We start from the raw sequence: 24961 nt of genomic DNA, 5'->3' as shown, positions 1-24961 counted from the left end.
TCGATGCGATGAGCGACGTGGAACAGTCCCGCTGGCAAGGCGATCTCATGCTGATTGCCGATGCCGCGAAACAGGCAGGCGCCGTCGCACTCGGCTTCTTCAACAAGTCGCCGGAAGTCTGGTGGAAGAACGAAGACCGATCACCCGTCAGCGCCGCCGATTTCGCTGCCAACGAAAAGCTCGAGACCATCCTGCGCAATGCGCGGCCGAACTATGGATGGCTGTCGGAGGAGACGGACGATGATGCCGGCCGCCTGCAATATGAGACGCTGTTTATCGTTGATCCGATTGATGGCACGCGGGCATTTCTGGCCGGCAAGAACCTCTGGTGTGTGAGCATCAGCATCGTCCATCGCGGCCGCCCCGTAGCTGGCGTGCTTTATGCGCCTGCATTGGACGAACTTTACGAGGCAGTGGAGGGTGGTCCTGCACTGAAAAACGGCGAGCCGATCGCCGTATCCAGGCGCGGCAAAGGCGATATCAGCCAGTTTGCTATCGGCGAGGAACTGTTCAAGGCTCTGCCGGCAGCCGTGCGAGAGCGCAGCGAGCGCGTCAAACATATCCCTTCGCTCGCCTACCGTATCGCCATGGTCGCCGATGGACGTCTGGACGCAACGTTTGTCGGGCACAACGCGCACGACTGGGATATTGCCGCTGCTGATCTCATTCTGGATCGCGCGGGTGGCCGCCTTGTCGATCTCTCGGGTCGATCGGCAATCTATAATACAGAAAAAGTCAGTCACGACGCTCTTTGTGCAGCTTCAATTACCCGTCTCCACGAATATCTTGACTTGCTCACTCAGCTACGAGACGGTTGACGTTTCCGTCAAAATCCCTCAGATGAGGAGCCGGAGGAGAATAATCGGAAAGAGAATAAAAATGACGGACTCCGGCGGTAAAAAGCAGCTCCTGCATCTCGTATTTGGTGGCGAACTCGAAAGCCTCGAAGGCATCCAGTTTCGGGATCTCAAGGATCTCGATATTGTCGGTATTTTCCCCGACTATGCTTCGGCACTGACGGCCTGGAAGGGCAAGGCGCAACAGACGGTCGACAACGCGCATATGCGTTATTTCATCGTTCATATGCATCGCCTGCTCGACCCGCAGGATACGACCGGAAGCAAGTGAGCCTCGCTGCAATCGTTGGCCTCCGCTATCCACAGCGGAGGCCTTTGCGCATCGCTCCCTTGCCCTCGATCGACGCATTCTGAACAAATTAATCGGTCATTGCGGCCGCAACGATAATTAGGGAAATTGGATTGATGTCGATCTGCATGGATCGGAGGTCTGCTGAATGAGCTCCCGGATGGCGCGGATCGGTCTGAACGCGTACCGTCTGGCGGGAACCGTAGCCTCGCCGGTCGTCGGCCTCTACATCACCTATCGCACGGCCAAGGGCAAGGAAGACCGTGCCCGCCGGCTGGAGCGGTTCGGCTATGCGAGCGCCAACCGGCCGCAAGGCCCGCTCGTCTGGTTTCATGCTGCAAGTGTCGGTGAAACCAACGCTGTCATTCCCCTCATCCGTGAAATCCGCCGCCGTGGCATCAACGTCATCCTCACGACGGGCACCATCACCTCGGCGAAGCTCGCCGCCGAACGTCTCGGCAATGATGCGATCCATCAATATGTGCCGCTCGACCTGAAGCCCGCCGTCGGCCGTTTCCTCGATTATTGGCAGCCGGACTGCGCCATCATTGCCGAGTCCGAAATCTGGCCCGCGACCGTGCTGGAACTCGGCCGTCGCCGTATTCCGCAGATCCTCGTCAATGCCCGCATGTCGGACCGCTCATTCGCTCGCTGGCGCCGCCGCCCGGCGATTGCCGAAGCGCTCTTCGAAAATCTTGCGCTCGTCATCGCCCAGTCCGATGTCGATGCCGAACGTTTCCGGGATCTCGGCGCCGTACCGGTCATAACCTCAGGCAATCTCAAGGTCGATACCGACGCGCCACCCTATGACAGCGCCGTCTTTGCCCGCTACAAAAAGCAGATCGGCGATCGCAAGACCTGGGCCGCGATCTCCACCTTCGACGGCGAGGAGAATGCGGCCGGCATTGTCCACCGGGCGCTCCGCGACCGCGACAGGCAATTGACGATCATCGTGCCGCGCCATCCCGAACGGGGGGACGAGATCGAGGCTGCCCTCGTCAAACAGGGGCTGAAGGTCGCCCGCCGCACACGCGATGATGTCCTCTCGCCCGACGTCGATATCTTTCTTGGCGATACGATCGGCGAGATGGGCCTCTATCTTCGCCTGACGGAAGTCGCTTTCGTTGGCCGTTCGCTCTTTGCCGAAGGCGGCCAGAACCCGCTGGAGCCGGCCATGCTTGGCTGCGCCATCCTGTCCGGCGGCAATGTTCAGAATTTCCGCGAGGCCTATCAGAAGCTCGCCCGCAGCGGCAGCGCCCGCATGGTGCGCGATACTGAAATGCTGGCAAAAGGCGTGCATTACCTGCTGACCAATGACGAGGCGCGCGGCAACATGATCCAGGCTGGCATCGCCACCGTGCATGAAATGCGCGGCGCGCTGAGCGCCACCTTGAAGGGGCTGGAGCCCTATATCAATCCGCTGACGGTGAAGGCGCGCCTGCTGCCCAAGGCAGCGCAGGCCTGAGGAGCAAATATGTCGGCCAAGGCGAAGATCAGGGGCATCCTTTTCGACAAGGACGGCACGCTGCTTGACTATGATGAAAGCTGGCTGCCGGTAAACCGCGAGCTTGCCCGCATCGCCGCTGAAGGCGACGCTGCTCTGGCCGACCATCTTTTGGCTGAATGCGGTATGGACCCGGTAACCGGACATATCGTGCCTGACAGCTTGCTTGCGGCCGGCAATACCCGTCAGATCGCCGAGGGCCTGGTCGCCGCCGGCTCCGGAGTTGATGTCATCGAGCTGACGATCAAGCTGGACAATCTCTTTGCCAATGCCGCCCAATTCTCCGTTCCGGTGACGGATCTCGCCGCCTTCTTCGAGAGGCTGCACAACAGCGGCATCAAACTTGGCATTGCCTCCAGCGACAACGAACGCTCTATCCGCCAGACGGCTCAGCGTTTTGGCATTTCTGAATATGTCGATTACATCGCCGGTTATGATAGCGGCTTCGGCAGCAAGCCGGAGCCCGGCATGGTGCTCGGCTTCTGCGCTGCGACCGGCCTATCGCCGGAAGAGGTTGCCATAGTCGGCGACAACAACCACGATCTCCATATGGGCAGGAATGCGAAAGTTGGCCTGACGATCGCGGTTCTGACCGGTACCGGCTCACTTGAATCACTCTCCGCTGCGGCCGATCATATCTTCGACGACATTACCGGCATTGAGGCCCTGCTACCAGATCTGCAGCCCGCCTGACCCGCAAAGGCTTGCATTTTCATGCGTTTTGGCCTCTCAATCCGCCCGATCGATTTTGGAGGATCTCGTCCTGAAGGGCGGGGCAAGGGAAACGGGACGGCATTATGATTTCAGAAGCGCCGCCTTTCTGGTGGAGGCGGGCAGGCTGGCAGGCTTGGGTTTTATCGCCCCTTTCTTTCCTCTATGGTCGTGTGGCCGGTTACCGCATGACCCATGCGCGCCGCGCCTCGGTTCCGATCCCCGTCATCTGTGTCGGTAATTTCACCGTCGGCGGCGCCGGCAAAACGCCGACTGCAATTGCAATTGCCCGTGCCGCGAAGGCCAAGGGGTTGACCCCCGGTTTCCTGAGCCGTGGCCATGGCGGCTCTCTCGATGTGACGACGGTTGTCGATCCTGCGCACCACCACGCCGTTGCCGTCGGCGACGAACCGTTGCTACTGGCGCAGGAAGCATTGACCGTCATCTCCCGCCGGCGTGTCGATGGTGCGGTCAGACTGGTCGAGGAAGGTGCCGATTTCATCATCATGGATGATGGCTTCCAAAGTGCGCGCCTTTCGATCGACTATGCGCTTCTGGTGATCGATGCGACGCGCGGTCTCGGCAATGGCTATATCGTGCCAAGCGGGCCGGTGCGCGCGCCGATCCGTTTGCAACTGCGGCAGGCGACCGCGCTTCTGAAGGTCGGAGATGGCAATGCGGCTGACCGTATCGTGCGTATCGCGGCCCGCGCGGCAAAGCCCTATTTCACCGCTGCACTGAAGGTCTCGGGCGAAAACTATCTTGAGGGCTTGAAAGTGCTCGCCTTTGCCGGCATCGCCGATCCCGAGAAGTTCTTCCGCACAGTTCGTTCACTCGGTGCGACCATCGAAGTCGCCACCGCCTTCGGCGATCACGAACACCTGAGCGAAGAGGAGATCGACGGTCTTCTGAAGACTGCGGACCAGCAGAACTTGACGATCGTTACGACCGCGAAGGACTTCGTGCGTCTCGCCGGCCACCACGGCAAGGCGCAACAGCTTGCAGCCCGCTGCCGCGTCGTCGAGGTGGAAATGGCCTTCACGGACCCGCTCGCCCCGGGCCTCATCATAGACCGGGCTTTCGAGGCCTGCCGACAACGGCGGCTCAGAGAGGCGAAGGTAAAGACTTAGCGTTGGGTCGGCAGAACACCGGCGCGACGGTCGGCTTCGAGTGCCGAGGCGACATCGGCATAGGGTTCCTGTCGCGCAACGCTCCAGTAACGAAGCTCGTCGAGCGGAACCTGCTTGCCGGTGAGCGCGCAGACAACATAGGAGCCGGGGGACAGAATCTGGAAGTCGCCGTCGAGATAACGGATCTTCGCTTCGCGGTTCCCGTGCCCTTCGAACAAGTTCATGCGCTCCATTCCCTGTGGTCTGTCATCCGCTTGCCATACTCCCCGAGAGGTCCTTTTGCCAGCTTTTTCAGCTCCGGCCGAACAGCCGTTCAATATCGGCAAGCTTGAGTTCGATATAGGTCGGGCGTCCGTGATTGCACTGGCCGGAGCCCGGAGTGACTTCCATTTGGCGCAAGAGTGCGTTCATTTCTTCGGGCCGCATCCGCCGTCCTGATCGTACCGAACCATGACAGGCCATGGTCGCAGCCACATATTCGAGCTTCGCGGAAAGGCCTGAGGCCGTATCCCATTCGGCGATCTCGTCAGCGAGCTGGCGGATGAGGCCAGGCGCGTCCACTTCACCCAGCATGGCCGGCGTCTCGCGCACGGCGATGGCACCCGGCCCGAAGCGTTCGATCGCAAGGCCGAGCTCAAAGAGTTCTGCCGCATGCACCATCAGCCGGTCGCAGTCCTCCTCGGGAATGTCGACGATTTCAGGGATCAGCAGCACCTGTGAGGCGAGCCGCTTCGAATGCAGCGCCTTACGCATGGCCTCGAACACCAGCCGCTCATGCGCGGCGTGCTGATCGACGATGACGATGCCGTCATCCGTCTGGGCAACGATATAGTTTTCGTGAATCTGCGCCCGTGCTGCCCCGAGCGGATAGCGCGCCACCGGTTCAGGGGCGGCTGATTGCGGCTGCGGTGCCTGCTCGAAAACCGGTTCCGAACGTGCCGTCGGATGGACGAGCCCATCGAAGGAGGCTTGCGGTTTTTCACCGAAACCGGCTGCCGGCTGGTATGGCCGGGAAGGGGACGTTGCCGCAGACCATGGCGCCTGCGGTCGCTGTGGTGCCGCCTGGAAGCCGGGCCGGAAAGCGTGCAGCATATCGCTTGCACCCGTCGTTGCCGCCCGGCTGCCGTCGCGCGCCAGCGCCTCGCGGATGGCGCCGACAATGAGCCCGCGCACCAGTCCCGGATCGCGGAAGCGAACGTCGGATTTCGCCGGATGCACATTGACGTCCACCAGCGCCGGATCGAGCGTGATCGACAGCACGGCGACTGCGTAACGACCGGCCGGGATCGTCTCGGCATAGGCGCCGCGGATCGCCGAGAGGATGAGTTTGTCCTGTACGGGACGGCCGTTGACGAAGGCATATTGATGGGCCGAGTTGCCCCGGTTGAAGGTCGGCACGCCGGCAAAGCCGGTCAATTGAACGTCCTCGCGTTCGGCGTCGATCGCGATCGCATTGTCACGAAATTCCTTGCCGAGCACCTGCGCCATGCGCGCCAGATGATCTTCTCCGGTTGCCGGAAATTCCAGCGTCGAACGATCCGGACCTGACAGCACGAAACGCACGCCCGGAAACGCAATCGCAATCCGCTTGACGATCTCGGTGATTGCGGCAGCTTCCGCCTTCTCCGTTTTCAGGAATTTTAGCCGTGCCGGCGTGGCGAAGAACAGGTCGCGCACTTCGACGATCGTCCCCGGATTGGCGGCTGCCGGGCGCAGATGCACGATCTTGCCGCCGGCAACAGAAATCTCATTGCCTGCAGCGCTGTCACGCTTGCGGCTCGCGATGCTGAGCCGTGCCACCGAACCGATTGACGGCAGGGCTTCGCCCCTGAAGCCAAGCGTGCGGATATCATCGAGCGTATCAGATATTTTCGAGGTACAATGCCGCCGCACGGCAAGTTCAAGATCGGCGGCATCCATGCCGGAACCGTTATCGCTGACCCGCAACAGCGCCTTGCCACCGCCGGCAGTGGCGATTTCAATACGCGTCGCGCCCGCGTCGAGTGCGTTTTCGATCAACTCTTTGGCAGCGCTCGCCGGCCGTTCGATGACCTCGCCGGCGGCGATCTGGTTGATGAGCGTTTCGGAGAGCTGTCTGATGGCCATAGGCCTATTTTCGAGGATTCGTGGTCAGGAGAAAAGGGCTTTCGTCGGGCCGAAAGCAGATGGCGAAGCCTTCTCCCCCAAAATTGGGGGTCGATATCGTTAAGCGGCCTTTAAGACAAAAACGGCATTTTATTCATATACCTCCGAAAATGCAAAAATCGGACAGATATGGGATGTGAATGAATGAGTGCCGGCTTCGAAAAGACGGACACATCATCTATGGCGAATGCGATGCCGGCTGAGGCTGAGCTTCAGACGGCGCTCTTCGACGCGGTGTGCGATAGTCTTTCGGCGGCGTTCATCATCTATGACCGCAACGATCTGCTTATTTTTGCCAGCCGCCAGGTCATGGAGTTCTTTGCCGTACCCGAGGATGTTCTGCGACCGGGCACGCGGCTTCGTGATTTCCTGGGCGCGGTCTACGATACCGGCATCCGCGAGCAGACCCTCGTCCGCCAGGCGGCTTCGCTCAGCCGCGAGGACTGGTTGTCCCAACGCATTGCTTCTCATTGGCGTGAACGTTTCGAATCCGTCGAGCGCCACGGCACCGCCCACTGGGTGCGCTTTTTGAAGCGCCGCCTGCCGAATGGTTACGGCGTGACCGTCATCTCCGATATTTCTGAGGCGCGTAAGCGCGAGGAACAGTGGCGCTACGATCTGGAGCGCGTACAGCTCACCGAGGATATTCTCGACCATCTGCCGTTCCCGCTCTTCGTCAAGGATCGCAACCTCGTCTATGTCGCCGTCAACAAGGCCTTCTGCGAGAAGTACCAGACGACGGCGGACGAGGTTCTCGGTCGCAAGAGCGGTGATCTCTTTTCGCCCGACATCGCCAAGCGCTTCGAGGAAAGCGACCGCCATGTGCTGGAAACCGGCGAAATGTCGGTCTCCCGCCAGCGTCAGGTCGCCCGTGACGGCACCGAGCGCGATATCGTCAGCCGCAAGCATAGGATAGGCAAGCCGGGACGTTACTTCCTCGTCTCGACCATGCAGGACCTGCCACGTGAGGGCGACGATCTCGACGAGTTTACTCAGGCCTCCGAGATTACCACTTCCAGCAACCAGACCTATCGCCGCGCCTACGTGCCAATGCCGAACGCATCGCAGCGCCGCGAGCCGGCAGCGATGGAAGCGATCGTCCCCGAAAACTTCTCCGGCCGGAAGATCCTCGTCGTCACCTCGGATCTTGCCGCCGAGACTGCCGCGCTGCGCACGCTCGCTAAATATGGCTTCGAATCCTGCTCGGTCCGCGGCGAGGACGAGGAGGAGCGTTTCCTTGAGATCGCCAGCTCTTCCGGTATCTCGCTCGATCTTCTGATCATCGATAACCAGATGGGCATGCGTTGCCTGGAGCTTTCCGAACAATACGGTATTCCGGCCCTCGTCATGGATGGCTTTCAGATCGCCAACGAATTGACCTTTCAGATCGCCCGCCATTTCAATCGCAACGGCCGTGGCGGCGGTGCCGAGGGGAACTGGGAAATCACCACGACCGATGACCCCCCCATGGGCCTTCAGGTCCTCGTTGCCGAAGACAACGACATCAATCAGATCGTCTTCTCGCAAATCCTCGAAGGTCTCGGTTACCGCCATCTCATCGCCGCAACCGGCGAAGAGGTCGTTCGCCTGTGGGCCGAACACCGGCCGCAGATCGTGCTGATGGATATTTCACTGCCAATCTTCAACGGCTTCGAAGCCTCGCGCCTCATCCGTCAGATGGAAGAAGGGCAGGGGACGCACACGCCGATCATCGGCGTGCTGACGCAAGCCTTCGAGCGCGATCGTGCGGAATGCGCCAAGGCGGGCATGGATGACGTCATCATGAAGCCCGTCAGCCCGGATATTCTTGAAACTGTATTTCAGAGATATCTAATCGAAGAGCCGATCAGGGCGCGAAATTAAATAGAATCCGGATCAATTCCCAGATTTGGGGAATGCTTTGGGTTGTATCGCTGCCGATTTACTATCGAATTGTTAAGATTTGCCGGTCATTCTCCGCCAGGGTGTGGAGGAAAACCTTGGGTTTCGAGTGATGGTGTCGGCGGAAATACCATTCGTGATGGTAAGTCAGAACGAGCTGCAGACAATGGCCTATACCGATCCGCTGACCGGGTTGGGAAACCGGCATCGTATGCGGGACAAGGTGATGCAGATTTCTGCCGAGCGCGCCAGCGACCCGGCACCCTTCACCATCGGCATTGCCAATCTGGATAGTTTCAAGCCGATCAACGATCTCTTCGGCTCTGCCGCCGGCGACGAAATCCTGTGCCAGGTCGCTCATCGCCTGAAGGCCTGCATCCCCGACGGGGCTCTCGTGACCCGTCATGAAGGCGACGAGTTCGCCTTCATTCTGCCGCTGGTTTTCGAGCGCGCCAGTGCCGAAAAATTCGGTCAGATGATCCGCGAAGTCCTGTCGGCGCCCTATGATCTCGGCGACCGCAACGTGCGCCTTTCCGCTTCCTTCGGTTTTGCGATTTATCCCTTTGCCGGCGAGGATTGCGACGAGCTTTTGAAAAGTGCCGAAACAGCGCTCTATCGCTCCAAACGCCGCGGTCGCGGTCAGATCACTGTTTATTCGCGTGAGATCGCGCAGGAGATGAAGCGGGCGACCCAGCTCGAACAGGCGCTCAGAAACGCCATCATATCAGACGCGATCGACGTGCATTTCCAGCCAATCGTCTCGCTCGCCAACAATCAGGTGGTAGGCTTCGAGGCGCTTGCACGCTGGAACGATCCTGATCTCGGTTTCGTCTCCCCCGGCGTCTTCGTGCCGCTTGCCGAAGAGCGCGGTTTCATCGATGCCCTGTCGGAAGCGCTGCTGCGCAAGGCTGCCGAAGCCGCACTTTCCTGGCCGCGCGAGCTCTTCCTGTCCTTCAACCTGTCTTCGGCCCAACTCATGGATCCGGGGACAAGCAGCAGCATTCTGTCGATCCTTGGTCGAGTCGGTTTCGATCCGCACCGTCTCGAGCTGGAGATCACCGAGACGGCTGTGATGGGCTCTGCAGATACCGCTCACCGGATTCTCGCCGATCTCAGGGCTGCCGGCGTACGCATTTCGCTGGATGATTTCGGTACCGGCCAGTCGAGCCTCGGACGCTTGCGCGATTTCATTTTCGATAAGATCAAGATCGATCGCGCCTTTGTCTCGCGGATCAATTCCGATCGTGCCTCCGAGCACATCATCAAGGCGATCCTTGCTATGTGCGAAGGCCTCGAACTGGAAGTCGTGGCCGAGGGGATCGAAGATTATTCGGAAGCGGTCAAGCTGCGCATGCTAGGCTGCGGGATGGGGCAGGGCTACCATTTTGGCAGGCCCGCTGATGGCATCGCCACGCTGCGGTTCCTGCACGAGAACTACTGTTACGATATCAACGCGACGGAACGTGTCAGCGCTTAGCAGCAGAGGCAAAAACGACGGCGCCCTCAAGGGACGCCGTCGCCTACGCTTTTACTCACCATACGAGTTACTTGTTGGTGGTCGAACCCGTCGCGGTATTGTCCGTCGGCATGCCAGTACCGGTTGATGCCGGAGCCTTTTCAGCTGACTGCATGGCCAGTGTCTTGAATTCGGGAGCAGCCTTCAGTGACTCGGCAGTCTCCGTGGTCGTCAGCTTGACGGAGCCGTCCTGCGTATTCTGTGCGACGGTGATCTTTGCAATCGGAACGGCGACATTCTTTTCGCCGATGCCGAGGAAGCCGCCGACACCGATCACGGCTGCAACAAGGCCGCCGTCCTTCTTCATGATCAGGTCGTTGACCTTACCAATGCTCTCATTGTTGCCGTTATAGACCGATTGGCCGATATAGGTGTTGGCGCTGATCTGGTCCGCGGCCTGCTGCGTCAGATAGCTGCCGCTGCCTGCCTGAGCTGTATCTGTGCTCGGTGCCGGGGCCGGAGCCTGTGCTGCATTACCGGCAGGCGCCATCGGTTTTGCTGGCGCCGGGGTCGCATCGGAGGGTGCAGACTGCGTTGGGGCAGCGGGGTTGGCCGGTTGCGGTGCCGTCTGCGAAAATGCCGCCGGCGCGAAAGCCGTGGCAAACAAGGCGCCAGCGGCGACGGTCGTCAGAAGTTTGCGTGTCATTTCGAACCTACCTTTCGGTTGCTTGCATAATCTCTGGCCCGGCAGCGCCCGTTTTGCAGACATCCTGCCGCGCGGTCCGAAAGTGAAATGACCGATACGCCTATTGGTTCCGGACGAAGACACGGAAAATTTTACGATTTTCACGGAACTTTGTCCGGAAACCAGCTGGAAAAGCAAAGGCGCCCCGCAATGGAGCGCCTTCTGAATTCCAGGCCTTGCCCTCAGATCACATAGGCCGGATCGAAAATGCCCTTCACGGTGATTCCGAGTTCGAGTAGCGCGCCTGCGCTCGGCTGGGCGGAGCGGGCATCCTCGTCCAGCCCTTCCCAGGCCGTCGTCACCACAAGTCGGTCAGCATTGGCGCCGATGAAGGCGGGGCAGGAAGGTTGCGCGGCCGGGACCTTGTAGCGAGCGATACGCAGACCATCGGGGCTGTAGCGGTCGACGACGCCGGCGCCCCAGCGGGCGTTCCAGATATAGCCGTCGGCATCACAGACCGAACCGTCCAGCCCGCCGGGTTCGTCCATGCTGTCGACCATCACGATCGGCTCGCCAGTGGGAAGACCGGTCTGTGGGTCGACCATGACGCGCATGAGGCGACTGATGCGCGTGTCGGTGAAATAGCCGATCGTCCCGTCGGGCGAAAAGCAGATGGAGTTCGGAATGCTGATGCCGCTGAAGATCTTCGTCACCTTGCCGCCAGCCACGTGATAGATCGCGCCCGCCTGGTTCTCGGCGCGCTTGCTCATCGTGCCGATCCAGAGCGAGCCCGACGGATGCGTCCGACCATCATTGGAGCGGTTTTCCGGCTTGTCGTTTTCCAGCGCCGCATAGAAGGTTAGGTTCCCGCCGGCGATATCCCGCACGAAAAGCCCCTCTTCTGTCGCCAGCAACTGGCGGCCGGAATCGATACGAGCCAGCACGCTTGCCATCATTGGCAGCGGATGCACCTTCTTTTCGTCGGTCGAAAGATTAAGCTCGTGAAGCTCCTTACCGAGAATATTGAACCACCAGACGGTATCGGTAATGGGATCGTAGGTGGGGCCTTCACCGAGAACCGAATTGGTATTGCAAAGTGTTTTGCCCTCGAATTCATAAATATCAGTCATATGACTACGCTCCTATGGCTGCGTCATAGGCTAAGATGGTCGCCTTGGCGCGCTCGGCAACCTCTGCGGCAGTCATTCCCGGTTTGTAAATGCTGGTGCCGAGGCCGAAGGCGAGAATGCCGGCCTTCGTGTAGTCGGAAAAGTTCTTGTCCGACACACCACCGACCGCTGCAATGACCAATTCCGGCGGCAAAATGGCGCGGATTGCGGTGATGCCAGAAGGGCCGAGAACGCTGGCAGGGAAGAATTTGAGGCCGGTCGCACCCGCGCGGGCCGCCTGCAGAGCTTCCGTCGGCGTGAAGACCCCAGGCATGGTCACCATGCCATAGTCGCGGGCGCGGATGATCACATCGGGTTCGACATTCGGTGTCACCAACAGCTGGCCGCCGGCATTATGAAGGCTGTCGACTGCATCCGTGGTCAGAACGGTGCCGGCGCCAATGAGTACCTCGGCCGGCACCATCTTGGCGGCGATCTCGATGGACTTGAAGGGCTCAGGCGAATTGAGCGGGATCTCGATCGCCGTTAGGCCGTTTTCGATCAACGCACCGACCACGGCTTCGGTTTCCTCGGGCTTGATGCCGCGCAGAATGGCAATCAGCGGACGCTTCATATCGGGGAAGGGGATACGGTTCATAGGAAATGTCTTTCTCAGTTCGGCCAGATGGCCTTGGCAGCAGCCGAAAGGCCGCCGCGAACGGCAGCATCGGCATCGATCGCGTTGAAGGAGAGGGAAAGCGTGCGGAAGGCCAGCTCGTAGAGCGCCTGCAGGCGTCCGGAAGCGACGAGGGTAATCGCCGTATCCCTGCTGGCATCCTGCAGCGCGCCGGCGATTTCGAGGCCGATCAGTGTGCCCGAGAGTTTTGCCTGGGCGGCGGCGGCCGAAATACCGTGCAGAAGCTGGCCGGAACGGGCGGTGAAGATCAGGTTGGAGGCGAGTGCGGGCCGTTTGAAGGCTGCGGCGACCGCTGCCTCGAAGGCGGCCGCATCGGCCGGCTGATCCTCGGCGCCGGCGACCGCATGCATGAGGATCGTATGTTTGGTGATGGCGTCGAAAAGCTCGCCCGTCATGAAGGTGGAGAAGCCGGTGACCTTGTCATCGCTGACATGCACCCACTTCGAATGCGTGCCGGGCATGCAGACAGCCTGGGTTCCCTCGCTGTCAGGCCCCAGCGCGCCGAGAAGCTGAGTTTCCTCGCCGCGCATGACATCGGGTGTAGCCGCATCGCGCTGCGCAAGGCCTGGCAGGATCCGCACGTCTCGGCGTTCGCCTGGCACGGAGACTGCTCCTGACAGGATCGAGGAAAGCGAAGCCGGCACATCGATATAACCGGCCTCCACCCAACCCTGCCGCGCGCCCGCCATGCCGCAGACGATAACCGGCAGATCGGCTGGCGCATCGACTGCCGCAAGATGTCCTTCGAGAACCTGAGAAAAGCCGGTCTTGGCCGCGGTCGTCATGCCCTCGCTGCTGCGGCGCTCAGCGAGTATGCTGCCGTCGGTACCGATAAGCCAGACCCGGAAGCTGCTGGTGCCCCAGTCCACCGCGACATAAGCGGGAATTGCCATTAAAGAACGCCTCCATCGATGATTAGGGACTGCGCGGTCATCCCGGCGGCGCAGTCGGATGCAAGGAAAAGAGCCGGACCGACGATCGCATCTGCCTTCAAGACTACTTTCAGGCATTGACCCTGCATGGAGCGGGCAATGCTCTCCTCCGTCAGCCACAGCTTCATCTGCCGTTCGGTCACCACCATGCCCGGCAGGATGCAGTTGACGCGGATATTCTCAGGCCCAAGCCTTCCGGCCATGCTTTTCGTCAGGCCGATTACCGCGGCTTTCGCGGCCGCATAAGCGGGAAAGACGCCCATGTTCAGCTTGAAGGCGATCGATGACATGTTGATGATCGCTCCGCCACCGGCCTCCCGCATCGAAGGTGCAACCGCTTGCGAGGTGAAGAAGACATGGCGCAGATTGACCGCCTGGTTATTGTCCCAATATTCCTCGGTCACGTCATTGAATTCGTGCCGGTCGTCCCAGGCGGCATTGTTGACGAGCACCCGGATCGGTCCGGATTTTTCGACGACCTCTGTCACGGTACGCCTGATGGCATCGATGTCGCGGAGATCCGCGTGATAGAAGGTCACCGGATGCACATTCTCTCTCGAAAGCCGTTCCGCCAGTTCCCGGCTTTCAGCCTCGGCAATATCGAGGAAGGAGACCTTTGCACCTTGTCTTGCGAAGCCCTCGACGATACCGGCGCCAATCCCCGAGCCGCCGCCGGTTACCAGCACCGTGCGGTCCCTGAATTCGGGGAATTGTGCAGACATAGTATTCACCGTCTCTCCTCCCGGTATTCGAAAAATTCCATTATTTGGAACTTTATTTGACTATGTGGAATTATCGAATTAGGCTGCCTTTCCTGTCAAGGGGCAGGAAAGGCGATGATATCAGGCGGCGACCGCATGGCCCAGGTAGACGATAATGATGATGCGTCGCGTGACGCGAGCACGCCGCGTGATACCGGCACGCTCGGCAAGCTGATGGTGCTGCTCGATCTCGTCACCCATTCCGATGCTCCCTTGCGGTTTACTGATATCCTCGCGCTTGCGGGTCAGCCGCGCGGCACGCTGCACCGCCAGCTCGGCCATCTCGTGGAGGAGGGGCTTCTTGAAATCGATGCCGAGGGGCGTTACGCGCCGGGCCTGCGGTTGCTCGATCTCGCCTCGCGCAGCTGGGCACGCAACGAATTCCGCCTGATTGCGGCACCACATCTGGCCGCCTTGCATCGGGAGACAGGCGAGACTGTCCATCTTGGTGTGTTGCGCGGCTCCTCCATCATCTATCTCGACAAGGTCGAAGGGCATCAGCCGGTGCGCATGTATTCACAGATCGGCAATGCCTCACCCTGCTATTGTACCGGTGTCGGCAAGGCGGCCCTTTCGGTTTTGACAGCCGACAAACTTTCCGAACTGCTTCGCAGCCTGCATTTCAACCGTTTCACCTCGGCGACGCATATGAATGCTGAAACCTTGCTGGCGGAGATCCGCGATATTGTCTCTGTCGGTCACGCCTACGATCGGGAGGAGCACGAGGCGGGTATCCGCTGTGTTGCTGCTCCCATCTGGTCGGACGACCGATCCTTCATCGGCGGGGTCTCTGTCACCGGCCCCGCTTATCGCCTGTCGATGGAACTTCTCCAGGCATGGGCCGTTCCGGTTCAAATGACCGCGCGGAAAATCATGGACGAGATGCGCATCCGCCTCGGTCCACGGCGATGATGCCAATTTGACGATGGTCAGTTGCTGGACGTCCATACATAGCATGCTTATGATAAGTGTGTTATTGAGATTTGACGGCGAATCACGCCAACTGGGGTCGTCCGCGAAATCATCGACAATTCACCGGCCGAACGCGCTGCCCGCCGAGGCTGAATCCTATTGATCTGACGGGCGTTGTGTAACCCACCTGTACCTGACCTTTTTCCATACAGGCTGCCAGCGGTTTACCCAAAGCCCGGCTCGAAGGCGAAAAATCTGATGGCAAGCTTACCGCAAACTTCGGTGGAAGACGCCTATGTCCAGGAGGTCGCCAGTCTCAAGACCCAGTTCGACATCTTCCGCTTCATGAAACGGGTGACTGAGGCCTATCGCAGCCGGGCCTTCATGGTTTTGAACCTGCCGCCGATCACCTCCTTCGATCTGCAGGGCAATACGATCATCACGAGCTGGCCGGCAGAATTGTTATCCATCTACGATCAGGAGGGGCTGATGATGAACAGTCCGGTCCTGCGGAGACTGCGCACGTCGACCTTGCCGTTCTTCTACGACACAGCACGCGCCAACTGGCCGCGTGACGATGGCAAATCGGGCCTTGTTGCCACCCTCTTCGAACGCTTCAAAATGATGCGCTGCGCCTATTTTCCGACGCATGAACCGTCGGGCGCGCGGGGCGCGGTCTCCTTTGCCGGTGATCGCGAACCCTTTACGCCGGCCGAGATGCGCGAACTCAGCTACATCTCCATTCATGTCTTCGATCGACTTGCCGAGATCCGCAACCTCGATACACGCATGACAGACACGTTGACGGATCGCGAGATCGATTGCCTCAACTGGACGGCGGCCGGCAAGACCAGCGCCGAGATTGCCGAAATTCTCGATCTCTCGGAACATACGGTCAATCATTATCTGAATCGCGCCACCAAGAAGCTGGATACGGTCAACCGCACGCAGGCTGTTGCCAAGGCCCTGCGCATCGGCCTCATCAAGTAACGTGTAGCCAGCCTAAATTAACGTCAGCAACCGCTGGGCTGCTCAAAATCTGAGCGTACATTCCTAATTCGGCTGCCCAGATTGATAATTATCATCCTTTTTCAGCAAATTTCGCAGCTGGCACGCTTCCTGCATCGGTCCTGGCAGAGGTCCAGAGGGGACTTTGAAAACAGCGCCAGTTCAACGGTGCGACCGACATGCCGCCGCCTGACATCGTTGCCGCTTTCCCGGTATTTCGATATCAGCGGCGGTTGTTGCGTTTAGGCAACCGCGTTTAGCCGCTGTTCCGAAACCGCACGATTTCTTCAAATTTTTACTGGCCTTTTTTTCAGCTTGCGCTAACTCGCCCCGAATTGCGTCGGTTCTCGGGGAGTCCGTTGCGGTCATCAGGGTGAAAGCCCGGCGGACTTGATGGCCGCAACGGAAAGAGAACCCGCTGCCATTCCATTCGATGGGAGATTTTTTGCGCCGCCCGATTTTGTTTGGCGAAGCTGCCACCCTCCACTATTTATGCGGGGAAAAGCAGTGAGGATGGAATGACCGAGGTCACCAAGGAACAGGTTCTGGAAACGCTGAAGACCGTGCGCGGGCCGGATCTGGAGCACAATATCGTCGAACTCGGCATGGTGTCCGACGTCTTCATCTCCGATGGCAAAGTCTATTTCTCCATCACCGTACCGGCCGAACGCGCCCAGGAACTGGAGCCGATGCGGCTCGCTGCGGAGCGTGTCATCAGGGAAATGCCAGGCGTGAAAGGCGCGCTCGTGGCGCTGACGGCTGACAAGAAAGCCGCCGCCAATGCACCTGCAGCGCGACCCGCACCCCAGGCGAGCCAGAGCCATCACGGCCACTCCCACGCGCCGCAGCAACAGCAGCCGCGCACGGCCAAGATCGGCGTTCCAGGCATCGGCGCCATCATCGCCATCGCATCGGGCAAGGGTGGTGTCGGCAAGTCAACAACGGCCGTCAATCTTGCCCTCGGTCTGCTGGCGAACGGCCTTCGTGTCGGGATCCTCGATGCCGATATCTACGGCCCCTCCATGCCGCGCCTTCTAAAGATTTCCGGCCGTCCGACTCAGATCGACGGTCGCATCATAAACCCCATGGAAAATTACGGCCTTAAGGTCATGTCGATGGGCTTTCTCGTTGATGAGGAGACCGCGATGATCTGGCGCGGGCCGATGGTTCAGTCCGCGCTGTTGCAGATGCTGCGTGAAGTCGCCTGGGGCGAACTGGATGTTCTCGTCGTCGACATGCCGCCCGGCACCGGCGATGCCCAGCTTACCATGGCCCAGCAGGTGCCGCTTTCCGGCGCCGTGATCGTCTCCACGCCGCAGGATCTGGCGCTGATCGACGCCCGCAAGGGACTTAATATGTTCCGCAAGGTCGAGGTGCCGGTTCTCGGCATCGTCGAGAACATGAGCTATTTCGTCGCGCCCGACACAGGCACGCGCTATGACATCTTCGGCCACGGCGGCGCCCGCAAGGAGGCCGAGCGTATCGGCGTACCCTTCCTTGGCGAAGTGCCGCTGACCATGAATATCCGCGAAACGTCCGATGCGGGAACGCCGCTTGTCGCCTCCGATCCGAATGGCACCGTGGCCGGAATCTACCGCGCCATCGCCGCCAAAGTATGGGAGCAGATCGGCGAAAAGCCGCAGCGCGAAGCGCCCGCCATCGTCTTCGAATAGCGAATCACTTGGCCGTTTACCCCAAATTGTGGGGGAAATGAGATGAAAAGGCGCAGTTCACGTAAGGTGTCTTGATTATTCTCCGGGTTTGCTTCATATGCGCGCCGGCGTCATGATGGCGCGTCTGCAAATGCTCTGCGATGGCCGCCTGTCGATGAAGGTTACGGCCTTACTGCATATTCGGGGTTGACTTGTCGATCGAAGGATTGGTGACTGCGATGCGGTGGAGCGACCCGACCGGAAAGGCCGTATATGGCCGGAGTTGTATGAACTCTTTTTATCTGCTTCCGTTACGATCGATGCCGCGCGCGCCTGGCCCCGTCGCGCTCGCGACCGCATGGATGGGCTTTCGATGAAAAGGATTAGGATGGCCGGGCGTTGCCGGCGCCGGAGATGCGGACTGTGATCACCGCATACTGTTCCAACTGCAAATCGATCGAGATTCGCGACCTAGCGAATTCTCCGGAGTTTCCGGCGGATGTGGTATGGATCGACATGGTCGAACCGACTCGCGAGGAGGAACTGCATGTCGAGAAGATCCTTGGTATCGAAGTGCCGACCCGTGACGATCTCAGGGCGATCGAGCCGTCGGCGCGCCTCTATGTCGAAAACAACGCAGTTTATATGACGGCGTCTCTGATATGGAAGGCTGAGACGGAAGCTCCAACCCTGACGGACGTCGCCTTCATTCTGGCCGGCGACCGGCTGGTGACCATCCGCTATGCCCATCCGAAGTCTTTCGCGCTTTTTATTGCTGCTCTGCATCGCATACCCGAGCAATGGCGCAGTGGTGCTGCTCTTCTCGCCAAGCTTCTGGAAACGATCGTCGACCGCACGGCCGAAGTTCTGGAAGTCTCGGTGTCCCGGCTGGACATTCTGTCGGTCCACGTCTTCGGCGATCGCGCCAGGAAGATACGCAAGCCCTCGAACTACCTCGAAGAGAAGCTGAAGGACATTGCCGGCCATCACCGCATGATCAGCAAACTGCGCGACAGCCTCGGTTCGCTCTCGCGCCTTCTCACTTTCTTCTACACGATCCCTGCCGTGCAGCACGACCAGGAGACCAAGGAGCTTTGCCGCACGGTTTCGCGCGACATCCAGTCGCTTTCGGAACACGCCTCCTTCGTCGCCGGCAATATCACCTTTCTCCTCGACGCCTCGCTCGGCCTCATCAACATCGAACAGAATGCCATCATCAAGATATTTTCCATCGCTTCGGTCGTGTTCTTGCCGCCGACGCTGGTCGCCTCCATCTATGGCATGAATTTCGAGTTCATGCCGGAGCTGCACCTGAGCGCGGGCTATCCCTACTCGCTGGGCCTCATGGTGATCTCCGCCGTCATTCCCTTCTTCTTTTTCCGCTGGAAAGGCTGGCTCTAAGGAGCCTGTAACTGCTTCATGTCTGAAGAAAGCCATTCTCACGAGCGTCACCTAGGGCCGCGCAAGCTCTTCTATCTTGCGCTGGGCTCGGTAGGCGTCGTTTACGGAGATATCGGCACGAGCCCGCTTTATGCGTTCCGCGAAGCGCTGAAGCCGGTCGCCCACGATGGTCTCACCCGTTTCGAGGTCATCAGCCTTATTTCCCTGATGATCTGGGCGCTGACCATCATCGTCACCATCAAATACGTGCTCTTCCTGCTGCGCGCCGATAACGATGGCGAAGGCGGCACTCTATCGCTGTTGGCCCTCCTGATGAAGACCGCCAACGGCCACACTGCCCTGCTGATGCTGCTCGGCCTGATGGGCGCGGCGCTCTTTCTTGGCGATGCGATGATCACCCCGGCGCTTTCGGTGCTTTCGGCCGTCGAGGGTCTGAAGCTCGTGACCCCGAGCCTGACGGATTATATCGTGCCCATATCTGTGGCGATCCTGGCATTGCTCTTCGTCGTGCAGTCGCATGGCACGGGTGCCGTCGCCCGCTTCTTCGGTCCAATCATGGCGCTCTGGTTTCTCGTCATGGCCGCTGCCGGCATCGCTCATATTTCAGATGATTTCGGCATTCTCGCCGCCTTCAATCCCTATTATGCCGTCAGTTTCCTGCTGCATGAGGGTTTCTACGGTGTCGTCGTTCTCGGCGCTGTCTTCCTGACCGTCACGGGTGCGGAGGCGCTATACGCGGACCTTGGTCACTTCGGTCGTCGCCCGATCCAGTGGGCGTGGTTTGCCCTGGTCTTCCCGTCGCTCACGCTGAACTATCTGGGGCAGGGCGCGCTCGTTCTCGGCAATCCGGCGGCAATGTCCGATCCCTTCTATCTCATGTATCCGCAGTGGGCGCTGCTGCCGGTCGTCATTCTTGCGACCGCCTCCACCATCATCGCTAGCCAAGCCGTCATAACGGGCGCTTTTTCGCTGGTGCGCCAGGGGATCAACCTCGGCTTCTTGCCGCGCATGGAAATCCTCTTCACGTCCGAGACCAATACCGGGCAGATCTTCGTGCCCTCGGTCAATGCGGTTCTGTTCTTCGGAGTCATCTTCCTGGTGCTCGGCTTTAAGACCTCCGATGCGCTGGCCACCGCCTACGGTATTTCGGTCACCGGCGCGATGGTCGTCACTTCGGTCATGGCCTTTGAGTTCGTCCGCGTCCGCTGGAACTGGTCGCTGCCGGTCACCATCACGGCGCTATTGCCACTGGTCGCCCTGGAACTGGTCTTCCTTGGCGCCAACCTCCTGAAGATCCATGACGGTGGCTACATCCCGATCATGATCGCGACCGCTTTCACCGTCATCATGTGGACTTGGCGCCGCGGTACGGCGATCCTGACGGAAAAGACTCGCCATACCGACATTCCGCTCGCCTCTTTCGTGAGCTCCATCGAGCGCAAGAGTGAGCATTCGCCGGCCCATGTTCCGGGCACTGCGATCTTCCTGACCAGCGACCCGGATTCCGCACCTGCCGCGCTGCTGCACAATCTCAAGCACAACCACGTGCTCCATGATCGCAATGTTATCCTGACGATCCGCACGGTGAACAAGCCGCGTGTCTCGCCACAGGAGCGCTACAAGGTGGAGCAGATCTCCGAACGATTCTCCCGCGTCGAGCTGCTGTTCGGCTTCATGGAATCGCAGAACGTCTCGCAGGCGCTGGCCGCGCTGCGCAAGACCGGCCTGAAATTCGATATCATGACGACGTCCTTCTATCTCGGTCGCCGCAAGCTGGTGCCCGATGCCAAATCCGGCATGCCCTATTGGCAGGACCGCCTCTACATCGCGCTCGCCAATGCGGCCGCCAACCCCTCGGACTATTTCCGCCTGCCGGCCAACCGCGTGGTGGAACTGGGTTCGCACGTCATCATCTGACGAGAAGGAAGGAGAGGGCACGATTTCGTCCTCTCCCATTCCTGTGATAGGCACACAATGAGATGCTCCATCTCATGAAAACGTCAGCGGCATCAGAGCAATATCTTCATGGGCATATTCCGGCACAGGTCGTTAACCAGCTATCAAGGTTAATGCGAGATTTTCTTGGGACTGTCCTGCGTCCCATGCCTGGAGTCCGCGTTGCGTCGAAATGGCCGTTCCCGCAGCAAGCTGCGTCTCTTGCCCCAGAACTGGGTTTCTCCCGCGATCTTCGGCGTTGCCGGATGGCTGATCTTCCCGAGCGTCGCTTCTCATGCAGATCTCGCCACCATGCTTGCCGGTCTCGACAATGATGGCGAAAGCTGGCGCATGGTTCTGACCAACTCGCCGGCCGGCTCCATTCATCAGGCCGAACTCGCATTTGCCGATCCCGCTGTCACCGGTTCGATCGCTGCCGGTGCCGGTATGGTGTTGCCCGATGGCCGCAAAGTTGCATTCATTGCCGGCGAGAAGGGCAATGAGGCGATCCCGGATGAGGACCGCGTCAACCGTAACGCCAAGAAAGGCCGCGTCGTTGCCGTGGAAAAGGTGCAGCCGCCGAAGGATTTCTCGGCCGGTTCCATCCTCGAACGCACCAAGCTTCTTTTCCGCCCTGTCTTCGACCTCAAGGAGAAGTCGGCCTTCGTGAAGCCAGCGATCAAAGGCAAGGAAATCGAGATCGCCACGGCCTTCTATAAGAAGCAGCCGGTTCCGCAGCAGGACGATGCCATACCGGCCGTGCTGGCAAGTCTGGTGACCAGCGACAAGGCGGATGTGCTGGCAACGGCCTATGCGCCTGCCGCGCCGGATTATTCTCGCCAATCGCCTTTCGATTCGATCTTGACCGACAGGGAGGAAGGCCGTTTCGTCCCGCAGATCGGCCCGAAGGATCATGCATGGGCTGCAAGCATCCTCCCGCCCAGTGTCTTTTCCGCCCGCGAACAGCAGTGCCTAGCGTCAGGCATTTATTTCGAGGCGCGTGGCGAATCTGTGAAAGGGCAGGCAGCCGTTGCCCAGGTCATCCTCAACCGGGTCCGCAATCCGGCCTATCCCAAGACCATCTGCGGCGTCGTTTACCAGAACGAGGACTGGCGCAACCGCTGCCAGTTTTCCTTTGCCTGCGACAACATCAAGGACCGCGTGAACTCGCAATATCACTGGCGCGTCGCCCGCGATGTGGCCATGGCCGTGACCGCCGGCAGGATCTGGCTGCCACAGGTTGGCTCGGCGACGCATTACCATGCTGTCTATGTTAGGCCGAATTGGGCAAAGACCATGGAAAAAGTCGGCCGCATTGGTATGCATGTATTCTATCGCACCTACGGTGGTGGCTGGAGCTAAAGAATGTCGCGCGAAAGTTTGCAGCGGTCTTGCGATAACGACGTGCCGAAAACAAAAGCGTAAAGCGTGGAATGCGAAACCGAAAGACCGCGACACGCTTAAGGCAAAAGGGTCGCTGATTGCCAATTTTTCGCCGTCCTGACCCATTCGAAAGCGGATTCTTTCGGAGAAATCGGGTTCACGCAACAAAGTTCCGCTTAAGTATTTGATTTCTGATGGTTATTTTATGGCTGGACACAAGCTTCCTACGCCTTGACTATGCTAATCCCTAAAACTATGTTGCGCGCGACTTCAGAACGGGCCGGAAGGTTCTTTAACCTTTGCGTCCGTGGTTCGGAAAACCGGGGTAGCGGGATTGCGGGCGACGGAAGCGGAGGAGAGCACGATGGCGGATGACCGCGAAGAAAGTCTTGAGCAGCGCCGTCGGCAGCTGGAAGCGGAACTTGCCTCCAAGCGTGTCGATGACAGGAAGGAAGAGGCGCGAGAGGCCAACGCCGAGCAGAGCCGCAAAGGTTATGCCCAGGCGATGAAGCTCTCGAGCGAATTCATTTCCGCCATCATTGTCGGTGCTGTGCTCGGCTATCTCCTCGACCGTTTTGTCGGCACGGCGCCTTGGGGGTTGATTGTTCTTCTGCTTCTTGGATTCTGTGCTGGCGTGCTGAATGTACTGCGTGCTGCGGGGAGGGTCTCCCAACCCCTGGATCGCAGGCCGCCTGAGAAATAGGGACCGCTCCCGGTCCAGTGCAATTTCCGCCTCTTGGCGGGTCAAAGAGAGAGAACAACCGGTGTCAAACGATCCGACTCATCAGTTCCAGATCTTCAAGATTGTGCCGATCGAGATCGGCGGGATTGATTTCTCGTTCACCAACGCATCGCTCTTCATGGTGGCTTCGGCCGCTGTCGCCGCCGGTTTTCTCTATTTTTCGACCTCGAACCGGGCCATCATTCCTGGCCGTTCGCAGTCGCTGGCCGAAATGTCCTACGAGTTCATTGCCGGCATGCTGAAGGAAGGGGCGGGCACCAAGGGAATGAAGTTCTTCCCGCTGGTCTTCTCGCTCTTCATGTTCGTGCTGACGGCAAACCTGCTTGGTCTGTTCCCGTATTTCTTCACGGTCACCAGCCAGATCATCGTCACGTTTGCGCTGGCGATCCTCGTCATCGGCACAGTTCTCGTCTACGGTTTCTATAAGCACGGCTTCCACTTCCTGAATGTCTTCGTGCCATCGGGCGTGCCGGGCATTCTGTTGCCTCTGGTCGTCGGGATCGAGATCATTTCCTTCCTGTCCCGGCCAATTTCATTGTCGGTTCGTCTTTTCGCTAACATGCTCGCCGGTCACATCACGCTGAAGGTGTTCGCAGGCTTCGTCGCCTCGCTTGGAGCCCTTGGTGCCGTCGGTGTCGGCGGAGCCGTTCTTCCTCTCTTGATGACGGTCGCCCTGACCGGTCTCGAGTTCCTCGTTGCCTTCCTTCAGGCTTACGTCTTTGCGGTACTGACTTGCATGTACCTCAATGACGCGATCCATCCAGGCGGGCACTAAGGATAACGACAGCGACGTCAAAGGGCGTCAGTCAATCGCCGCAACAACCATTTAAAGGAGTTCAACATGGACGCGGAAGCAGCAAAGTTCATCGGTGCAGGTCTGGCTTGCTTTGGTATGGCCGGTACGGCTCTCGGCCTCGGCAACATTTTCGGTAGCTACCTCTCCGGCGCTCTGCGCAATCCGTCTGCTGCAGACAGCCAGTTCGGCCGTCTGGTATTCGGCTTCGCCGTTACGGAAGCTCTGGGCATCTTCTCGCTGCTCGTCGCTCTCCTCCTGCTCTTCGCCGTTTGATACCGGTGGATTGATGGATCACGGCCTGCGAACAGCGAGCCGTGATCCTTTGCATTTGCAGTACACCTGGAGGTGAGCATGTTTTTTGTGACCCCGGCCTACGCTGAAGAGGCCCCGGCGGGAACCGCGACGGATGCGCACGCCGCTCCGGCTGCCGGCGAGGTCCATACCGAGACCGGCGTCCCCGAAGGCGAGCACGCGCGCGGACCTTTCCCGCCTTTCGATTCGACGACCTACGCTTCCCAACTTCTCTGGCTGGCGATTACGTTCGTCATCTTCTATCTGCTCATGCAAAAGGTCATCGCCCCGCGCATCGGCGGCATCATCGAGCAGCGTCATAGCCGTATCTCGCAGGACGTCGAAGAAGCGGGCCGTCTGAAGGCCGAGGCTGACGCCGCTGTCGCGACCTATGAAGGCGAACTCGCCGCTGCCCGCGCCAAGGCAAATTCGATCGGCACTGCCGCTCGTGACGCTGCCAAGGTCAAGGCTGAGGAAGATCGTCGTGCGGTCGAGGCAAGCCTGAGCGAAAAGCTGAAGGCTGCCGAGGCCCGTATCGCCGATGTGAAGGCAAAGGCTTTTGCCGATGTCGGCGCCATCGCGGAGGAAACCGCCGCAGCCGTTGTCGAACAGCTCATCGGCGGCTCTGCTGCCCAGTCTGACGTCGCCGCTGCCATTGCAGCTGCCAAGAAGGAGGCTTGATCG

24 protein-coding genes are annotated in these 24961 nt (G+C 59.6%); 17 read left to right on the top strand and 7 right to left on the bottom strand.

The genetic code is table 11. The features are described 5' to 3' along the window. Positions 1 to 8: 8 nt before the first annotated feature. The 5 genes from FHX08_RS13280 to lpxK all read left to right on the top strand — a co-directional run bounded on the left by FHX08_RS13280 (position 9) and on the right by lpxK (position 4491). On the top strand, positions 9 to 818 hold the full coding sequence (locus FHX08_RS13280) for a 3'(2'),5'-bisphosphate nucleotidase CysQ (RefSeq protein WP_132652487.1): 810 nt from the start codon (positions 9 to 11) through the stop codon (positions 816 to 818). Between the two features lie 61 nt (positions 819 to 879). Continuing rightward, positions 880 to 1128 (top strand): DUF4170 domain-containing protein, encoded by a 249-nt coding sequence (locus tag FHX08_RS13275; RefSeq protein ID WP_132652485.1) that lies wholly within the window; start codon positions 880 to 882, stop codon positions 1126 to 1128. A 166-nt stretch (positions 1129 to 1294) separates the two neighbouring features. Then, positions 1295 to 2611 carry a lipid IV(A) 3-deoxy-D-manno-octulosonic acid transferase gene (gene waaA / locus FHX08_RS13270; protein ID WP_132652484.1) on the top strand — a complete coding sequence of 439 codons (1317 nt, stop codon included), beginning with the start codon at positions 1295 to 1297 and terminating at the stop codon, positions 2609 to 2611. Between the two features lie 9 nt (positions 2612 to 2620). Then, positions 2621 to 3343 carry an HAD family hydrolase gene (locus FHX08_RS13265; protein ID WP_132652482.1) on the top strand — a complete coding sequence of 241 codons (723 nt, stop codon included), beginning with the start codon at positions 2621 to 2623 and terminating at the stop codon, positions 3341 to 3343. Between the two features lie 104 nt (positions 3344 to 3447). Continuing rightward, complete coding sequence (gene lpxK, locus FHX08_RS13260) at positions 3448 to 4491, top strand: tetraacyldisaccharide 4'-kinase (protein ID WP_132652480.1); 1044 nt, start codon at positions 3448 to 3450, stop codon at positions 4489 to 4491. Here lpxK and FHX08_RS13255 read toward each other — a convergent pair. Both FHX08_RS13255 and mutL read right to left on the bottom strand, forming a co-directional pair. Beyond that, complete coding sequence (locus FHX08_RS13255) at positions 4488 to 4715, bottom strand: DUF2093 domain-containing protein (protein ID WP_132652478.1); 228 nt, start codon at positions 4713 to 4715, stop codon at positions 4488 to 4490. The two genes, lpxK and FHX08_RS13255, sit on opposite strands and share 4 nt — an antisense overlap. A 67-nt stretch (positions 4716 to 4782) precedes the next feature. Further along, positions 4783 to 6597 carry a DNA mismatch repair endonuclease MutL gene (gene mutL / locus FHX08_RS13250; protein ID WP_132652477.1) on the bottom strand — a complete coding sequence of 605 codons (1815 nt, stop codon included), beginning with the start codon at positions 6595 to 6597 and terminating at the stop codon, positions 4783 to 4785. 183 nt (positions 6598 to 6780) lie between these two features. On the opposite strand from mutL, the gene FHX08_RS13245 reads away from it, so the two are divergent. Next, entirely contained in the window at positions 6781 to 8499 is a 1719-nt protein-coding gene (locus tag FHX08_RS13245) for a response regulator (protein ID WP_132652475.1), read from the top strand. Positions 8500 to 8626: 127 nt separating this feature from the next. Next, positions 8627 to 9994, top strand: a complete 1368-nt coding sequence (locus tag FHX08_RS13240; RefSeq protein ID WP_132653210.1) for a bifunctional diguanylate cyclase/phosphodiesterase — start codon at positions 8627 to 8629, stop codon at positions 9992 to 9994. Positions 9995 to 10061: 67 nt separating this feature from the next. On the opposite strand, the gene FHX08_RS13235 is transcribed toward FHX08_RS13240, so the two are convergent. The 5 genes from FHX08_RS13235 to FHX08_RS13215 form a co-directional block, all read right to left on the bottom strand. Then, positions 10062 to 10679: a PRC-barrel domain-containing protein gene (locus FHX08_RS13235; protein ID WP_132652474.1), complete on the bottom strand. Its 618-nt coding sequence runs from the start codon at positions 10677 to 10679 to the stop codon at positions 10062 to 10064. A gap of 221 nt (positions 10680 to 10900) precedes the next feature. Continuing rightward, complete coding sequence (locus tag FHX08_RS13230) at positions 10901 to 11788, bottom strand: SMP-30/gluconolactonase/LRE family protein (RefSeq protein WP_132652472.1); 888 nt, start codon at positions 11786 to 11788, stop codon at positions 10901 to 10903. A 4-nt stretch (positions 11789 to 11792) separates the two neighbouring features. After that, complete coding sequence (locus FHX08_RS13225; RefSeq protein ID WP_132652470.1) at positions 11793 to 12425, bottom strand: 2-dehydro-3-deoxy-6-phosphogalactonate aldolase; 633 nt, start codon at positions 12423 to 12425, stop codon at positions 11793 to 11795. A 14-nt stretch (positions 12426 to 12439) separates the two neighbouring features. Then, the gene (locus FHX08_RS13220) at positions 12440 to 13357 is read right to left on the bottom strand and encodes a 2-dehydro-3-deoxygalactonokinase (protein ID WP_132652469.1); all 918 of its coding nucleotides are present in this window, start codon (positions 13355 to 13357) and stop codon (positions 12440 to 12442) included. Further along, positions 13357 to 14118: an SDR family NAD(P)-dependent oxidoreductase gene (locus FHX08_RS13215; protein WP_132652467.1), complete on the bottom strand. Its 762-nt coding sequence runs from the start codon at positions 14116 to 14118 to the stop codon at positions 13357 to 13359. The genes FHX08_RS13220 and FHX08_RS13215 overlap by 1 nt, the downstream gene beginning before the upstream one ends. Positions 14119 to 14253: 135 nt before the next feature. Here FHX08_RS13215 and FHX08_RS13210 point away from each other — a divergent pair, with 135 nt between their 5' ends. The 10 genes from FHX08_RS13210 to FHX08_RS13165 all read left to right on the top strand — a co-directional run bounded on the left by FHX08_RS13210 (position 14254) and on the right by FHX08_RS13165 (position 24958). Beyond that, on the top strand, positions 14254 to 15069 hold the full coding sequence (locus FHX08_RS13210; RefSeq protein WP_245508242.1) for an IclR family transcriptional regulator: 816 nt from the start codon (positions 14254 to 14256) through the stop codon (positions 15067 to 15069). A gap of 258 nt (positions 15070 to 15327) precedes the next feature. After that, a complete protein-coding gene (locus tag FHX08_RS13205; RefSeq protein ID WP_132652464.1) occupies positions 15328 to 16059 on the top strand; it encodes a LuxR family transcriptional regulator in 732 nt (243 codons plus the stop codon). A gap of 536 nt (positions 16060 to 16595) precedes the next feature. Continuing rightward, complete coding sequence (locus FHX08_RS13200; RefSeq protein WP_132652460.1) at positions 16596 to 17750, top strand: Mrp/NBP35 family ATP-binding protein; 1155 nt, start codon at positions 16596 to 16598, stop codon at positions 17748 to 17750. A 402-nt stretch (positions 17751 to 18152) separates the two neighbouring features. Next, positions 18153 to 19130, top strand: a complete 978-nt coding sequence (locus FHX08_RS13195; RefSeq protein ID WP_132652458.1) for a magnesium transporter CorA family protein — start codon at positions 18153 to 18155, stop codon at positions 19128 to 19130. 18 nt (positions 19131 to 19148) lie between these two features. Beyond that, a complete protein-coding gene (locus FHX08_RS13190; RefSeq protein WP_132652456.1) occupies positions 19149 to 21047 on the top strand; it encodes a potassium transporter Kup in 1899 nt (632 codons plus the stop codon). A gap of 165 nt (positions 21048 to 21212) precedes the next feature. After that, entirely contained in the window at positions 21213 to 22427 is a 1215-nt protein-coding gene (locus tag FHX08_RS13185; RefSeq protein WP_184327226.1) for a cell wall hydrolase, read from the top strand. Positions 22428 to 22812: 385 nt separating this feature from the next. Continuing rightward, positions 22813 to 23151, top strand: coding sequence for an AtpZ/AtpI family protein (locus tag FHX08_RS13180; protein WP_132652452.1), 339 nt, complete (start codon positions 22813 to 22815; stop codon positions 23149 to 23151). Positions 23152 to 23212: 61 nt separating this feature from the next. After that, entirely contained in the window at positions 23213 to 23965 is a 753-nt protein-coding gene (locus FHX08_RS13175) for a F0F1 ATP synthase subunit A (protein ID WP_132652451.1), read from the top strand. A 66-nt stretch (positions 23966 to 24031) separates the two neighbouring features. Beyond that, complete coding sequence (locus tag FHX08_RS13170) at positions 24032 to 24259, top strand: F0F1 ATP synthase subunit C (protein WP_015338972.1); 228 nt, start codon at positions 24032 to 24034, stop codon at positions 24257 to 24259. Positions 24260 to 24337: 78 nt separating this feature from the next. Beyond that, the gene (locus FHX08_RS13165) at positions 24338 to 24958 is read left to right on the top strand and encodes a F0F1 ATP synthase subunit B (protein WP_132652449.1); all 621 of its coding nucleotides are present in this window, start codon (positions 24338 to 24340) and stop codon (positions 24956 to 24958) included. The last annotated feature ends 3 nt before the right edge of the window (positions 24959 to 24961 follow it).

The sequence above is a fragment of the Rhizobium sp. BK529 genome (genome assembly GCF_014194105.1).
Classification (GTDB): Bacteria; Pseudomonadota; Alphaproteobacteria; order Rhizobiales; family Rhizobiaceae; genus Rhizobium.
This window is presented reverse-complemented; position numbering and strand designations above follow the sequence as displayed.